The sequence below is a fragment of the Xanthomonas sp. NCPPB 4037 genome, assembly GCF_041475695.2.
GTDB classification, from domain to species: Bacteria; Pseudomonadota; Gammaproteobacteria; order Xanthomonadales; family Xanthomonadaceae; genus Xanthomonas; species Xanthomonas campestris.
On the sequence record NZ_CM191261.1, the window covers coordinates 2011585 to 2025482 of the forward strand.

The window sequence follows — 13898 nt, forward strand, 5'->3', positions numbered from 1 at the left end:
CAGCGAGAAGGCAGTTCCGAATCGCCGCGTCCTAGACTTCCAGCGACGCCAGGTCGCCCTTGGTTTCCAGCCACTGCTTGCGGTCGCCCGCGCGCTTTTTGGCCAGCAGCATGTCCATCAACGAGCGGGTCTGTTCGCCGTCGTCAATCGTCAGCTGCACCAGGCGGCGCGTGTCGGGGTGGATGGTCGATTCGCGCAACTGCTGCGGATTCATTTCGCCCAGGCCCTTGAAGCGGGTGACGCTGATCTGGCCCTTCATCTTTTCGCGCGCAATCTTGTCCAGCAGCGTAGTCTTTTCTTCCTCGTCCAGCGCATAGAACACCTGCTTGCCCACGTCCACGCGGAACAGTGGCGGCATCGCCACGAACACGTGGCCGGCGGCCACCAGCGCGGGGAAATGCTGCAGGAACAGCGCGGTGAGCAGGGTGGCGATATGCAGGCCGTCGGAGTCGGCGTCGGCCAGGATCACCACCTTGCCGTAGCGCAGCCCGGTGATGTCGTCCTTGCCCGGGTCGCAGCCGATCGCGATCGCCAGGTTATGCACTTCCTCGGACGCCAGCACGCTGCCGGACGCCACTTCCCAGGTGTTGAGGATCTTGCCGCGCAGCGGCAGGATCGCCTGGAAATCCTTGTCGCGTGCCTGCTTGGCCGAGCCGCCGGCCGAATCGCCTTCCACCAGGAACAACTCGGTCCGCGACAGGTCCTGGCTGATGCAGTCGGCCAGCTTGCCGGGCAGGGCAGGGCCCTGGGTGACCTTCTTGCGGACGATCTGCTTTTCGGTCTTCAAGCGCGCGCTGGCGCGGTCGATGGCGATCTGCGCGATCTTCTCGCCGATCTCCACGTTCTGATTGAGGTACAGGCTGAAGGCATCGTGCGCGGCGCCTTCGATGAAGCCGGCGGCCTGGCGCGACGACAGTCGTTCCTTGGTCTGCCCGGAGAATTGCGGGTCGGTCATCTTCAGGCTGAGCACGAAGGTGACCCGGTCCCACACGTCTTCCGGCGCCAGCTTCACGCCGCGCGGCAGCAGGTTGCGGAAGTCGCAGAACTCGCGCAACGCATCGGTCAGGCCCGAGCGCAGGCCGTTGACGTGGGTGCCGTGCTGCGCGGTGGGGATCAGGTTGACGTAGCTTTCCTGGGTCAGCTCGCCCTCCGGCACCCACGCGGCCGCCCAATCGACGATCTCGGTGTCCTTCTTGAGGCTGCCGGCGAACAGATCCGCAGGCAGTAGCTCGCGGTCGGCCATTTCGCCCTTGAGGTAGTCGCGCAGGCCGTCCTCGAAGTACCAGCTGTCCTGCTCGCCGGTGGCCTCGTCGTGCAGCTTCACGGTCAGGCCGGGGCATAGCACCGCCTTGGCGCGCAGCAGATGGCGCAGCGCCCGCACATTGAACTTGGGGGTGTCGAAATACTTGGGGTCGGCCCAGAAACGCAGCCGCGTGCCGGTGTTCTTCTTGCCGACCGTGCCCACCACTTCCAGCTTGGAGGCGGCGTTGCCGTCGCGAAACTCCATGCGGTGCTCGTTGCCTTCGCGCTTGATGAACAGCTCGACCTTGGTCGACAGCGCATTGACCACGCTCACGCCCACGCCATGCAGGCCGCCAGAGAAGGTGTAGTTGCGATTGCTGAACTTGCCGCCGGCATGCAGGCGGGTGAGGATCAGCTCCACGCCGGGGATCTTCTCCTCCGGGTGCATGTCCACGGGCATGCCGCGGCCATCGTCGGAGACCTCGCAGCTGCCATCCTTGTACAGGGTCACTTCGACCTGCTTGGCGTGACCGGCCAGCGCCTCGTCCACCGAGTTGTCGATGACTTCCTGCGCCAGATGGTTCGGGCGCGCGGTGTCGGTATACATGCCAGGGCGGCGCTTGACCGGGTCAAGGCCCGACAGGACTTCAATATCGGCGGCGTTATAACGGGTGTTCATGCATCTCGTTGGCACGTGAAACGACGCGCAAGTGTGGGGTCTGGTGCGATTTTTTGCACGCGACCGGCGTTCAGTGGCCGGCCGGGCGCCGCTGACTATGCTGGCGTTGGATTCGGAGCCAAACGTCCCCACCTTAGGATGTCACCGAACCAGGAGTAGACCCATGAAGTTCAAGCACATTCTGATGCTCACCCTGGGCGCCGCCGCGGTTGCAGCACTGCCGGCCATCGCGCAGACCGCTCCGCCACAGGGGCAGGGCGCCAGCGCGCAGAAGGCCAATGACGACAAGGCCAAGACCGAGGCCGAGCGCAAGGCCGAGCGCCGCGCCGCTGCTGCCAAGGCCAAGCCGGAAGCCGGCCAGGCCCCGCGCGAAGAAGAGGAAGAAGAGAAGCCGTCGCGCTGAGGACAGCGCAGGTTTCGCCCGCAGACGCCCCGGCTCCGGTCGGGGCGTCTGCATTTGCACGATGTGCGTGCATCCAGTGGCGTCACGGACGCCTGGAGTGCACGCAACCCTTGGGCATTCGCCCGTCACCCGTTAAACTATGGCTTTCCGGGAGGCCTTGAGCCCCATGACTCCCCTGATTTTTGTAACAGGCGGTGTAGTGTCCTCGCTAGGCAAGGGCATCGCCGCTGCTTCGCTTGCGTCCATTCTTGAAGCGCGTGGCCTGAAGGTCACGATGATGAAGCTGGATCCGTACATCAATGTGGACCCGGGCACGATGAGCCCGTTCCAGCATGGTGAGGTCTACGTCACCGATGACGGCGCCGAAACCGATCTGGACCTGGGCCACTACGAGCGCTACGTGCGCACGCGGTTGTCGCGCAAGAATTCGGTCACGACCGGCCGCATCTACGAAAACGTGATCCGTAAGGAGCGCCGCGGCGACTACCTGGGCGCGACCGTGCAGGTCATCCCGCATATCACCGATGAAATCCGTCGCTGCATCGACGAGGCTACGGCCGGATTCGACGTGGCGTTGATCGAAATCGGCGGCACCGTGGGCGATATCGAGTCGTTGCCGTTCCTGGAGGCCATCCGCCAGGTGCGCACCGAACGCGGCGCCGAGAAGGCCATGTTCATGCACCTCACCCTGGTGCCGTACATCGCTGCGGCCGGCGAGTTGAAGACCAAGCCGACCCAGCATTCGGTCAAGGAGCTGCGCTCGATCGGTATCCAGCCGGACGTGCTGCTGTGCCGCTCCGAACAGGCGGTGCCGGATTCGGAGCGCCGCAAGATCGCGTTGTTTACCAACGTCTCCGAGCGTGCGGTGATCAGCTGCCCCGACATCGACGTGCTGTACGGCATGCCGCTGGAACTGCGCCGCCAGGGTCTGGACGAACTGGTCATCGATCAGTTCAAGCTGCGCGACAAGGTCGCCGCGGCCGATCTGTCCGAGTGGGAAGCGGTGGTCGATGCGGTCAAGCATCCGCTCGATGAGGTGACCATCGCGGTGGTTGGCAAGTACGTCGATCATCAGGACGCCTACAAGTCGGTGGCCGAGGCGCTCAAGCACGGTGGCCTGCGTCAGCGCACCAAGGTCAACCTGACCTGGCTGGAAGCGCAGGATCTGGAAGGCAGCGACATGGCCGCATTGCAGGGCATCGACGGCATTCTGGTGCCGGGCGGCTTCGGCGATCGCGGCTTCGAAGGCAAGGTGCAGACCTCCAAGTACGCCCGCGAGCACAAGGTGCCGTATTTCGGCATCTGCTACGGCATGCAGGCGGCGGTGGTGGACTATGCCCGCCACGTGGCCGATCTGGACGCTGCCAACAGCACCGAAAACGATCGCCAGTCGCCGCACCCGGTGATCGGCCTGATCACCGAGTGGCGCACCGCCACCGGCGAGGTGGAAAAGCGCGATGAAAAATCCGACCTGGGCGGCACCATGCGTCTGGGCCTGCAGGAGCAGCGCCTGAAGCCGGGCACTCTGGCGCGCGAGGTGTACGGCAAGGACGTGGTGGCCGAGCGGCATCGCCATCGCTACGAGTTCAACAACCGCTACCGCACCCAGCTGGAAGATGCCGGCCTGGTGATTTCCGGCAAGTCGATGGACGACACGCTGGTGGAAATGGTGGAGCTGCCGCGCGATGCGCATCCGTGGTTCCTGGCTTGCCAGGCGCATCCGGAATTCCTGTCCACCCCGCGCGACGGGCATCCGCTGTTCATTGGCTTCGTGCGCGCCGCGCGCGAGAAGAAGGCCGGCGGCAAGCTGTTGAAGGAAGCGCGTGCGTGAGCCGCTCCTTCTCCCGTTGGGAGAATGTGGTCCGTAGATGTGGATGGTGGGGCGCCGCAACACACTGGAAGGTGGCAGCCATGACGAACACTTCGACGCGGAAGCCAAGGCAAACCATGTTGCTTTAGCGATGCTTCGCAACCATACCCTTACCCCAACCCCTCTCCCGGTGGGAGAGGGGCTTAAATCAAAAGCGCGCAGCAGCTCCCTTCTCCCATCGGGAGAAGGGGCGCGAAGCGCCGGATGAGGGGCGCCGCAACACACCGGAAGATGGCGGCCCTGATGAACGCGTCGCCACGCGCCAACCAACGCAAACCACCCGGCTTCATAAGCGCTTGGTGCCCTTATTCTTACCCTCACCCCAACCCCTCTCCCGGTGGGAGAGGGGCTTCAATCAACAAGGTGACCTGATGAAACTGTGTGACTTCGAAGTTGGCCTGGATCAGCCGTTGTTCCTGATTGCCGGCCCCTGCGTGATCGAGTCGATGCAACTGCAGCTCGACGTGGCCGGCAAGCTCAAGGAGATCACCGGCAAGCTCGGGATCAACTTCATCTTCAAGTCGAGTTTCGACAAGGCCAACCGCACCTCCGGCACCAGCTTCCGCGGCCCCGGCCTGGAAGAAGGCCTGAAGGTGCTGGACGCGGTGAAAAAGCAGATCGGCGTGCCGGTGCTCACCGACGTGCACGAATACACCCCGATGAATGAAGTGGCCGCCGTCGTCGACGTGCTGCAGACTCCGGCCTTTCTGGTGCGCCAGACCGACTTCATCAAGAACGTCTGCGCCGCCGGCAAGCCGGTGAACATCAAGAAGGGCCAGTTCCTGGCGCCGTGGGACATGAAGCCAGTGGTGGACAAGGCCAAGTCGACCGGCAACGAGCAGATCATGGTCTGCGAACGTGGCGCCTCGTTCGGCTACAACAACCTGGTCAGCGACATGCGCTCGCTCAGCGTCATGCGCGACACCGGCTGCCCGGTGGTGTTCGATGCCACCCATTCGGTGCAGTTGCCGGGCGGGCAGGGCAGCAGTTCCGGTGGCCAGCGCGAATTCGTGCCGGTGCTGGCACGTGCCGCTGTCGCAGTGGGCATTTCGGGCTTGTTTGCCGAAACCCATCCGGACCCGTCCAAGGCGTTGTCCGATGGCCCCAATGCCTGGCCGCTGGACCGCATGGAAGAGCTGCTCGAGACGCTGATGGAACTGGATGCAGTGACCAAAAAGCACGGGTTCGCGCGCTTCGCATGAGTTCTGATCCGTGGGCGCAGGCGGCAGTGCGCCGCCAGCGCCGGCAGTGGCGTCACTGGCCCTGGGGCTGGATGGCGCTGGGCCTGTCGCTGTCCGCGTGGGCCTGTTTTGCGGTGATGGCCTTCCTGGCGGCCGCCAGCTTCGGCATGCCGGGCGACGGCAGTCATGCCATGCAGGCCACGCGCACCCCGATGCTGGTCACGCTGGTGGTGGGCGCGCTGGTGACGTTGGGCGGCCTGGTGGCCGGCCCCCTTGCGCTTCGGTTGGGTCGCCAGCCTGTCGCCGCGGCGATGGGGCTGGCCTCGCTGCTGTTCTTGCTCTTGTTGTTTGGCTTGTCGCTGCTGGGCGTGATGGCCTAGTGGCGCGCCGGTGGCTTGCCGTGCGTTCGCTGCCCATGCGATTTGGCAACGGGGCAGTGTGCGGCGATAATCCGGCAGCTTGTTTCCGGTGTACTTCCCCCCTTACTGGTAACCGATCGGACCTATGACCACTATTGCCAAGATTCTCGCCCGTGAAATCCTCGACTCCCGCGGCAATCCCACGCTGGAGGCGGAAGTCACGCTGGCAGACGGCTCGTTCGGCCGCGCCGCCGTGCCCTCGGGCGCCTCGACCGGCACCAAGGAAGCGGTGGAACTGCGCGACGGCGACAAGACCCGTTACCTGGGCAAGGGCGTGCGCAAGGCCGTGGAAAACGTCAACGGCACTATCGCCGAGACGCTCAAGGACTTCGATGCGGCCGACCAGCAGGGCCTGGACCGTCGCCTGATCGACCTCGACGGCACCGAGAACAAGGGGCGCCTGGGCGCCAACGCGCTGCTGGGTGTGTCGCTGGCCGCCGCGCATGCGGTCGCCGCCTCGCGCAAGCAGCCGCTGTGGCAGTACCTGTCCACCATCACCGAATCCGATGTCGCCCTGCCGGTGCCGATGATGAACATCATCAACGGCGGCGCGCATGCCGACAACAATGTCGACTTCCAGGAATTCATGGTGCTGCCGGTGGGCTGCAGCTCGTTCTCCGAAGCGCTGCGTGCGGGCACCGAGATCTTCCATTCGCTCAAGTCGGTGCTCAAGGGCCACGGCCTCAGCACGGCGGTGGGTGACGAGGGCGGCTTCGCCCCGGACTTCCGCAGCAATGTCGAAGCGCTGGACACCATTCTCGAAGCGATCGGCAAGGCCGGTTACACCGCTGGCGAAGACATCCTGCTGGGCCTGGACGTGGCCTCGTCGGAGTTCTACGACAACGGCAAGTACAACCTGGTGGGCGAGAACAAGCGCCTGACCAGCGAGCAGTTCGTCGACTTCCTGGCCGACTGGGTGGCGCAGTACCCGATCATCAGCATCGAAGACGGCCTGGCCGAGGACGACTGGGCCGGCTGGAAGCTGCTGACCGATCGCGTCGGCAAGAAGGTGCAGCTGGTGGGCGACGATCTGTTCGTCACCAACCCAAAGATCTTCAAGGAAGGCATCGACAGCGGCACCGCCAACGCGATCCTGATCAAGGTCAACCAGATCGGCACGCTGACCGAGACGCTGGAAGCCATTGCCATGGCGCATGCGGCCAACTACGCCTCGATCGTGTCGCACCGTTCGGGCGAGACCGAAGACACCACCATCGCCGATATCGCCGTGGCCACCACCGCCACCCAGATCAAGACCGGCTCGCTGTGCCGCAGCGACCGCGTGGCCAAGTACAACCAGTTGCTGCGCATCGAGCAGGCACTGGGGTCCGGCGCGCGTTACGCCGGCCGCGACGCGTTCGTTTCGCTCAAGCGATAAGCCGTGCGCAACTGGCGCTGGCTCCTGCTGGTGCTGGCGGTACTGCTGGCGTGGCTGCAGTACCGCTTCTGGTTCGGGCCTGGGAATTCCGGTGAAGTGATGATGCTGGAAGCCCAGGTTGCCCATCAGACACGGGATAACGAAGGCCTGCGCCAACGCAATCAGGCATTGGCGGCAGAGGTCAAGGATTTGAAGGACGGCGAGGCGGCAATCGAGGAACGCGCGCGCAGCGAGCTGGGCATGATCAAGCCCGGCGAGACGTTTTATCGCGTGGTCGAAGATGCGCCGCTGTTGCCACCGGCAGCGCAGGAAGCAGCACCGCCTGCACAACCGCCCGCAGCGTCTGCCGACCCGGTAGATCACCCATGACCGGCTCGGTGTGGGCGATTGTCCCGGCGGCCGGGCGTGGCACGCGCTTTGGCGGTGCGGTGCCAAAGCAGTATTTGCACGCGGCGGGCCAGCCGCTGATGGCCTACACGTTGGCGGCCCTGGCAGCACATCCGGCGGTGGCCGGGATCGTGGTGGCGATTGCTCCCGACGATGCCGACTGGCCGGGCTGGACAGCTGTGCACGCCAAGCCCCTGCTCACCTGCGTGGGCGGCGCCACGCGTGCGGCGTCGGTGCTGGCCGGGTTGCTTGCGTTACCGGACGGCGTGCGCACCGATGACTTTGTGCTGGTGCACGATGCGGCCCGGCCCAACCTGGCGCTGGCTGATCTGGACCGGTTGCTGGAGATCGGTCGCGGCGATCCGGTCGGTGCCATTTTGGCCGCGCCGGTGCGCGATACGCTCAAACGCGCAGGCGACGATGGCGGGATCGACGGCACCGAGCCGCGCCAGCGGTTGTGGCGCGCGTTGACGCCACAGTTGTTCCGGCGCCATCAGTTGATCCGCGGCCTCACCGAGGCATCGGCTGCCGGCGTGGACGTGACCGACGAGGCGATGGCGATCGAGCGGCTTGGCTTGCGTCCCTTGCTGGTGGAAGGTGCCGAAGACAACTTCAAGGTGACCACGCCTGCGGATCTGGCACGTTTTGAGTGCGAGCTGGCGAACCGCGACCGCGGTGGCGCCAGCCGGGAGGCTGAGCGCAGCGCTACGTCCTCTGCTGCAATGTCCGTTTTTTCCGGTGCGCGTTCTGCGGCGTCCGGTTCCGAAGAGGTGTAAGCAACATGTCCTTCAATTTCCGCATCGGCCAGGGTTACGACGTGCATGCGTTCGGCCCGGGCGATCATCTGATGCTGGGTGGCGTGCGCGTGGCGCATAGTCACGGCGTAATGGCACACAGCGATGGCGACGTGGTGCTGCATGCGTTGTGCGATGCGATGCTCGGTGGCCTGGCGCTGGGCGATATCGGCGTGCATTTCCCGCCCTCCGATGCGCGTTGGAAGGGTGCCGACAGCGCGCAGTTCCTGCAGCACTGCGACCAGTTGCTGCGTGATCGCGGCTGGCGGGTGGGCAATGCCGACATCACGGTGATCTGCGAACGGCCCAAGGTAGGCCCGCATGCGTTGGCGATGCGCGAGCGCATTGCCGGGCTGCTGGCCATCGAACTGGATGCTGTGAGCATCAAGGCGACCACCAGCGAGAAACTGGGATTCACCGGGCGCAGCGAAGGCATTGCCGCACAGGCCGCGGTGCTGCTCGGCAAGATCGCCGCCTAACTGGCGTCGCACGCGCGAGGCGTGCGATTGCATTCTGACGCCGGCGGTGCCGGCAGCATGCGTACGTCACCTGTCGCATCTCACTGGACTTTCCCATGAGCGATTCACCCGTTTTGCCGCGCGCGCATGGCGCCGCGGTGCTCACTGCGGCAATGCGCAGCATTGCCGAGGATTTCCAGGTTGATGAGTTGCCCGCGTTCGATGCATCGGGTGAAGGCGAGCATCTGCTGCTGACCGTGCGCAAGCGTGGCCAGAACACCGCTTACGTGGCCAAGCGTTTGGCGCAGTGGGCCGGCATTGCGGAGATGGGCATTGGCTACGCGGGTCTGAAGGACCGCCACGCGGTGACCACGCAGCGCTTCAGCGTGCATCTGCCCAAACGCATCGCCCCGGATTTGCGTGCGCTGGACGATGACGACATGCAGGTGGTGGAGCACACCTGGCACAACCGCAAGCTGCAGCGCGGCGCCTTGCACGGCAATCGCTTCGTGCTGACGCTGCGTGAGGTGGTGGGCGATCAGGCGGTGATTGATGCGCGCCTGCACGCGATCGCTGCGCGCGGCATCCCCAACTGGTTTGGCGAGCAGCGATTCGGTCGCGATGGTGGCAATGTCGCCGCGGCATTGGCGATGTTCGGTTACACGCGGCAGCTGGATGGCACGCTCGCGCCCGCACCCAAGCGTCGCCTGCGCAACGATCAACGCTCGCTGCTGTTGTCGGCAGCACGTTCGGCACTGTTCAACCAGGTGCTGAGTGCGCGCGTGGAGCAGGGCAATTGGGATGCGCCACTGGACGGCGAGGCCTGGATGCTGGACGGCTCACGCAGCGTGTTCGGTCCCGAACCCTGGAGCGAGGTGTTGGCCGAGCGTCTGGCGCGTTTCGACATTCATCCCAGCGGCCCGTTGTGGGGCGCTGGCGAATTACGCTGCAGCGCAGATGCAGCGGCGATTGAGCAGGCGGCAGTGTCGGATCCGCAATCGCTCGCGTTGCGCACGGGCCTGGAAGCGGCCGGCCTCAAGCAGGAGCGCCGCGCGCTGCGGCTGTGTCCGCAGGCGTTGGCACATGCCTGGTTGGACGCGCAGACGCTGCAGCTCACCTTCGCCTTGCCACCGGGCTGCTACGCAACCGCGGTGTTGTGGGAACTGGGCGAGGTCGTCGATGCAGCGCGCGTTGCACCGCAGTCGCGTTCCGAGGGCTGAGTGGTACGCCAGCACTAGCATTCCCGTAGGAGCGGCCTTGGCCGCGATGAGGCGTTCCCGATAACGCATCGCGGCCAAGGCCGCTCCTACGGTGCATGACCGGTGCGACCAAGGGCGGCTATCAAAACGTAGTAAGCAGCCGCCAGGTGGTTGCGGGCGGCGCGGAAGAGCCGGTGTGCAGGAGCAGTACATACCGATTTTGAGCACCGGCCGCGCCCGCCTGGCGGCTGCGCAGTCGTTTTGATAGCTGCTCTAACGCCGTGCCAACAACACCAGCAGAGCACCGGTTCCGCCTTGTGTCGGCGGTGCGGAATGGAAGGCCAGCACATCGTTGCGCTGGCGTAGCACACGGTCCACCAGGTTCTTCAGCACCGGTGCGCCACTGTCCGATTGCAGGCCCTTGCCGTGGATGATGCGCACGCAGCCGTGCTCGTGTGCATGCGCCTCCAGCAGGAACTGGCGTAGCAAGGCGTCGGCTTGTGTGGCAGTGGCGCCGTGCAGGTCCAGTTCGTCCTGCACCGAAAATTGACCGCGCTTGAGTCGCTGGAACAGCCGCGCGGGCAGGGTATCGCGCCGATAGCTGGCGGTGTCACCAGCTTCCAGCGGCGAAGAATCACGTAGCAGGCGCGCAAATTCGCTCTGCGCCTCGGCTTCGTCGCGCTCGGCCATACGCGCACGCGGCTTTGGCCGCGGCTTGGTGTTGGCGGGCGGTGCAACGGCGCGGATCGGCTTCACTTCGCCAATAGCTGCACGGAACAGCGCGCCGTCGTCTTCGTCTTCAGGATGCGACATCGTCACAGCGTACCCTGCCCAACCTCAGGCGCAAGCGAAGATCAAGCGCGAAGCGGACGGACGCATCCGGTATCATGGCCGGGTTTTCCGAGGAGTCCCATGCGCGTACTGGTTAGCAACGACGACGGTGTCGACGCCCCCGGCATCCAGATCCTGGCCGAGGCGCTGCGACGCGCCGGTCATGAAGTGATGGTAGTCGCGCCCGATCGCGATCGCTCCGGTGCCAGCAATTCGCTGACCCTGGATGTGCCGATCCGCACCCGCCGCATCGACGCGCAGACCTGCGCGGTTGCCGGCACACCCACTGACTGCGTGCATCTGGCGCTCACCGGCATGCTCGATTACGACCCGGATATCGTGGTCTCGGGCATCAATAACTCAGCCAATCTCGGCGACGACGTGATCTATTCGGGCACGGTGTCTGCTGCGATGGAAGGGCGTTTTCTCGGCCTGCCTGCAGTGGCGGTCTCGCTGGTGACGCAGAATCACGAAGCCCATCATTTCGAGACCGCCGCACGTGCCGCGGTGGAAATCGTGGCGCGGTTGAAGGCCGATCCGTTGCCCGCCGACACCATCCTCAACGTCAACGTGCCGGATCTGCCCTGGGCGGATGTGCTCGGTTTTGAAGTGACGCGTCTTGGCAACCGGCATCGGTCCGAGCCGTGCGTGCCGCAGAGCGATCCGCGTGGACGTACCGTCTACTGGATTGGCCCGGCCGGTCCAGAGCAGGATGCTGGCGCCGGCACCGACTTCCACGCCGTGCGCACCGGGCATATCTCGATCACGCCGATCCACGTCGATCTCACCCGCTACCAGGCGCTGGACACCGTCGCCGGCTGGGTCGGCGGCCTGACCGCTGCGCTGGACGCGCCGGCATGACCCCGCGGCTGCGCCTGCAACCGGAATCGGTGGGGATTGGCATGACCTCGCAGCGGGTGCGCGACCGTCTGGTCGAGCGTTTGCGCGAGTCCGGCATCCAGGACGAGGCCACGCTCAACGCCGTGCGCACCGTGCCGCGTCATCTGTTCATCGATGAAGCGCTGGCCTCGCGCGCTTACGAAGACACCGCGCTGCCGATCGGCCATGGCCAGACCATTTCCCAGCCATGGGTGGTCGCGCGCATGACCGAGGCAGTGCTGCAGGTGGCGCCGAAGAAAGTGCTAGAAGTGGGCACCGGCTCTGGCTACCAGGGCGCGATCCTGGCGGCACTGGGCCTGGAGGTCTATACCGTCGAGCGCATCGGCGATCTGCTGCGCCAGGCGCGCAAGCGCTTTCGCCATCTGGGCATGAACGTGCGCAGCAAGCACGACGATGGCCGGATCGGCTGGCCGGAACACGGCCCCTACGATGCGATCGTAGTCACCGCAGCCGCGCCGGCGCTGGTCGACGCCTTGGTCGATCAATTGGCGGTCGGTGGCCGGTTGGTGGCCCCGGTCGGTGGCGCTTCCTCGCAATCGCTGGTGCAGCTGACGCGCGGCGCCGATGGCGAGATCGCGCAAGAGGTTCTGGCGCCGGTCACGTTCGTCCCGCTGTTGTCGGGCATGCTGGATTGAACCCATGAGAGTTTCTCGATGAAGATATTCGGGCCGTTGTACGACGTGGCCATCCGTTGGTCCCGCCACCGCCGCGCACCAGCGCTGCTGACCGGCCTCAGTTTCGTCGAGGGCTTCATCTTTCCGGTCCCGCCGGAAGTGATGCTGGCGCCGATGTCGCTGGCCGAGCCGCGACGCGCACTGTGGTTCGCCACGCTGAGCCTGATCGGATCGCTCAGTGGTGCGCTGGTGGGCTATCTGCTTGGTCACTTCGCGTTCGCCGCCTTGCAGCCGCTGATCGAGTGGCTGGGCTGGAGCGCGCGCATCGACGAGCAGGTGCAGAACCTGCGGCAGGTGGTGGCCGAATCGCCGTGGAAGGCGTTCTGGTTGCTGGTGATCGTGGGCTTTACGCCCATTCCCCTGAAGATCTTTACCTGGGCCTCGGGCGTGGTCGGCGTGCCGATCCTGCCGTTCATCGCCAGCATGCTGGTGGGGCGCGGCAAGCGCGTGTACCTGGTGGCCGGCGCGATCCGCCTTGGCGGCGCGCGCGCGGAAGCCGCGCTGCACCGCTGGATCGAACCCCTGGGCTGGGTGGCGATGGCGGTCCTGGCGGTGGTGGCCGGCTGGCTGGTGTGGAAGGCAACGAACGGATGAGCAGGGCGCAGATGAAATCGGTACGCAAGACAGCGATGATGCTGGTAGTAGCGGCAGGGCTGACGGCCTGCAGCAGCGCGACAGTGATGCGCTCGCCCAACTCGGGCAGTGGTGGTGGCGCTTCACGGCCCAGTGCCGCGCCGCGTCCGTCGGTGCCGCGTCCCGGTGCAACCGTGACCGTGCAGCGCGGCGACACGCTGTATGCGATTTCGCGCCGTACCAATATCACCGCGCCGGACCTGGCTGCCTGGAACGGGCTGTCTTCGCCGAACACGATCTACCCCGGGCAGACGCTCAAGCTGTATCCGCCCGGCGCGAGCAAGCCTGGTGCAAGTGCACCGGTGGCCAGTGGCGGCACCGTGGTTCCGCCGCGCCCGGCCGCACCGATTGCGGCCCCGGTCAGTAGCGGCTTCAGCTGGCGCTGGCCGGCCGACGGCGTGGTGGTGGGGACCTTCGTCACCGGCGAGACCACCAAGCAAGGCGTGGACATTGCCGGTGCCAGCGGGCAAGCCGTACGCGCCGCAGCCGATGGCGTGGTGGTCTACTCCGGCGCCGGCCTGGTCGGCTACGGCGAGCTGATCATCATCAAGCACAACGACCAGTGGCTGTCGGCATACGGCCACAACCGCAAGCGCCTGCTCAACGAAGGCCAGAACGTGAAGGCCGGGCAGCAGATCGCCGAGATGGGCCGCAGTGGCGCCGCCCGCGACATGCTGCACTTCGAGATCCGCTACAACGGCAAGCCGGTTGACCCGCTGCTGTATTTGCCCAAGAAGTGAAGCCGGGAGTCGAGAATGGGGAGTCGGGAATCGTAACGGCCTTGGGCTGAGGCGTTACGGTGAGGCGCAGATTTCGCGCTCCACCAAGGGCGCGTCAGCGAAGTGGCATG

At 65.5% G+C, this 13898-nt stretch carries 15 protein-coding genes and 1 other RNA gene; 13 read left to right on the forward strand and 3 right to left on the reverse strand.

Annotation, left to right across the window (positions count from 1 at the left end; genetic code table 11):
- Positions 1–31: 31 nt before the first annotated feature.
- A complete protein-coding gene (gene parE / locus ACCQ01_RS09075) occupies positions 32–1921 on the reverse strand; it encodes a DNA topoisomerase IV subunit B (protein ID WP_076035918.1) in 1890 nt (629 codons plus the stop codon).
- Between the two features lie 163 nt (positions 1922–2084).
- Between parE and ACCQ01_RS09080 the strand changes: the two genes are divergently transcribed.
- From ACCQ01_RS09080 to truD, 9 genes are all read left to right on the forward strand, one after another.
- A complete protein-coding gene (locus ACCQ01_RS09080) occupies positions 2085–2324 on the forward strand; it encodes a hypothetical protein (protein ID WP_019237729.1) in 240 nt (79 codons plus the stop codon).
- A gap of 166 nt (positions 2325–2490) precedes the next feature.
- A complete protein-coding gene (gene pyrG, locus ACCQ01_RS09085) occupies positions 2491–4155 on the forward strand; it encodes a CTP synthase (RefSeq protein ID WP_042598891.1) in 1665 nt (554 codons plus the stop codon).
- 410 nt (positions 4156–4565) lie between these two features.
- Positions 4566–5396 carry a 3-deoxy-8-phosphooctulonate synthase gene (gene kdsA / locus ACCQ01_RS09090; protein ID WP_011036875.1) on the forward strand — a complete coding sequence of 277 codons (831 nt, stop codon included), beginning with the start codon at positions 4566–4568 and terminating at the stop codon, positions 5394–5396.
- Entirely contained in the window at positions 5393–5755 is a 363-nt protein-coding gene (locus ACCQ01_RS09095; RefSeq protein WP_228432460.1) for a hypothetical protein, read from the forward strand. Before kdsA ends, ACCQ01_RS09095 begins: the two co-directional genes overlap by 4 nt.
- A 124-nt stretch (positions 5756–5879) precedes the next feature.
- Positions 5880–7172, forward strand: a complete 1293-nt coding sequence (eno, locus tag ACCQ01_RS09100; RefSeq protein WP_011036877.1) for a phosphopyruvate hydratase — start codon at positions 5880–5882, stop codon at positions 7170–7172.
- Between the two features lie 3 nt (positions 7173–7175).
- Positions 7176–7541, forward strand: coding sequence for a cell division protein FtsB (gene ftsB, locus ACCQ01_RS09105; RefSeq protein WP_011036878.1), 366 nt, complete (start codon positions 7176–7178; stop codon positions 7539–7541).
- Positions 7538–8335, forward strand: a complete 798-nt coding sequence (ispD, locus tag ACCQ01_RS09110; protein ID WP_228432458.1) for a 2-C-methyl-D-erythritol 4-phosphate cytidylyltransferase — start codon at positions 7538–7540, stop codon at positions 8333–8335. Before ftsB ends, ispD begins: the two co-directional genes overlap by 4 nt.
- A gap of 5 nt (positions 8336–8340) precedes the next feature.
- Positions 8341–8832: a 2-C-methyl-D-erythritol 2,4-cyclodiphosphate synthase gene (gene ispF / locus ACCQ01_RS09115; protein WP_228432457.1), complete on the forward strand. Its 492-nt coding sequence runs from the start codon at positions 8341–8343 to the stop codon at positions 8830–8832.
- Between the two features lie 95 nt (positions 8833–8927).
- Positions 8928–10031, forward strand: coding sequence for a tRNA pseudouridine(13) synthase TruD (gene truD, locus ACCQ01_RS09120; RefSeq protein ID WP_228432456.1), 1104 nt, complete (start codon positions 8928–8930; stop codon positions 10029–10031).
- A 116-nt stretch (positions 10032–10147) separates the two neighbouring features.
- Here the strand turns inward: truD and ACCQ01_RS09125 are convergent.
- Positions 10148–10223, reverse strand: a non-coding RNA gene (locus tag ACCQ01_RS09125) — sX9 sRNA.
- A 60-nt stretch (positions 10224–10283) separates the two neighbouring features.
- Positions 10284–10823, reverse strand: coding sequence for a Smr/MutS family protein (locus tag ACCQ01_RS09130; RefSeq protein ID WP_228432455.1), 540 nt, complete (start codon positions 10821–10823; stop codon positions 10284–10286).
- A 99-nt stretch (positions 10824–10922) separates the two neighbouring features.
- Here ACCQ01_RS09130 and surE point away from each other — a divergent pair, with 99 nt between their 5' ends.
- The 4 genes from surE to ACCQ01_RS09150 are packed head-to-tail and all read left to right on the forward strand — an operon-like array spanning position 10923 to position 13788.
- On the forward strand, positions 10923–11702 hold the full coding sequence (gene surE, locus ACCQ01_RS09135; RefSeq protein WP_115576897.1) for a 5'/3'-nucleotidase SurE: 780 nt from the start codon (positions 10923–10925) through the stop codon (positions 11700–11702).
- Positions 11699–12376, forward strand: coding sequence for a protein-L-isoaspartate(D-aspartate) O-methyltransferase (locus ACCQ01_RS09140; protein WP_011036884.1), 678 nt, complete (start codon positions 11699–11701; stop codon positions 12374–12376). Before surE ends, ACCQ01_RS09140 begins: the two co-directional genes overlap by 4 nt.
- An 18-nt stretch (positions 12377–12394) precedes the next feature.
- Positions 12395–13009 carry a YqaA family protein gene (locus ACCQ01_RS09145; protein WP_011036885.1) on the forward strand — a complete coding sequence of 205 codons (615 nt, stop codon included), beginning with the start codon at positions 12395–12397 and terminating at the stop codon, positions 13007–13009.
- Positions 13006–13788, forward strand: a complete 783-nt coding sequence (locus tag ACCQ01_RS09150; protein ID WP_228432453.1) for a peptidoglycan DD-metalloendopeptidase family protein — start codon at positions 13006–13008, stop codon at positions 13786–13788. The genes ACCQ01_RS09145 and ACCQ01_RS09150 overlap by 4 nt, the downstream gene beginning before the upstream one ends.
- Positions 13789–13898 lie beyond the last annotated feature (110 nt).

Bases quoted from the DNA above. Each gene is read 5' to 3' on its own strand.
- parE (WP_076035918.1), bottom strand. From the start codon at position 1,921: ATGAACACCCGTTATAACGCCGCCGATATTGAAGTCCTGTCGGGCCTT.
- ACCQ01_RS09080 (WP_019237729.1), top strand. From the start codon at position 2,085: ATGAAGTTCAAGCACATTCTGATGCTCACCCTGGGCGCCGCCGCGGTT.
- pyrG (WP_042598891.1), top strand. From the start codon at position 2,491: ATGACTCCCCTGATTTTTGTAACAGGCGGTGTAGTGTCCTCGCTAGGC.
- kdsA (WP_011036875.1), top strand. From the start codon at position 4,566: ATGAAACTGTGTGACTTCGAAGTTGGCCTGGATCAGCCGTTGTTCCTG.
- ACCQ01_RS09095 (WP_228432460.1), top strand. From the start codon at position 5,393: ATGAGTTCTGATCCGTGGGCGCAGGCGGCAGTGCGCCGCCAGCGCCGG.
- eno (WP_011036877.1), top strand. From the start codon at position 5,880: ATGACCACTATTGCCAAGATTCTCGCCCGTGAAATCCTCGACTCCCGC.
- ispD (WP_228432458.1), top strand. From the start codon at position 7,538: ATGACCGGCTCGGTGTGGGCGATTGTCCCGGCGGCCGGGCGTGGCACG.
- ispF (WP_228432457.1), top strand. From the start codon at position 8,341: ATGTCCTTCAATTTCCGCATCGGCCAGGGTTACGACGTGCATGCGTTC.
- truD (WP_228432456.1), top strand. From the start codon at position 8,928: ATGAGCGATTCACCCGTTTTGCCGCGCGCGCATGGCGCCGCGGTGCTC.
- ACCQ01_RS09130 (WP_228432455.1), bottom strand. From the start codon at position 10,823: ATGTCGCATCCTGAAGACGAAGACGACGGCGCGCTGTTCCGTGCAGCT.
- surE (WP_115576897.1), top strand. From the start codon at position 10,923: ATGCGCGTACTGGTTAGCAACGACGACGGTGTCGACGCCCCCGGCATC.
- ACCQ01_RS09140 (WP_011036884.1), top strand. From the start codon at position 11,699: ATGACCCCGCGGCTGCGCCTGCAACCGGAATCGGTGGGGATTGGCATG.
- ACCQ01_RS09145 (WP_011036885.1), top strand. From the start codon at position 12,395: ATGAAGATATTCGGGCCGTTGTACGACGTGGCCATCCGTTGGTCCCGC.
- ACCQ01_RS09150 (WP_228432453.1), top strand. From the start codon at position 13,006: ATGAGCAGGGCGCAGATGAAATCGGTACGCAAGACAGCGATGATGCTG.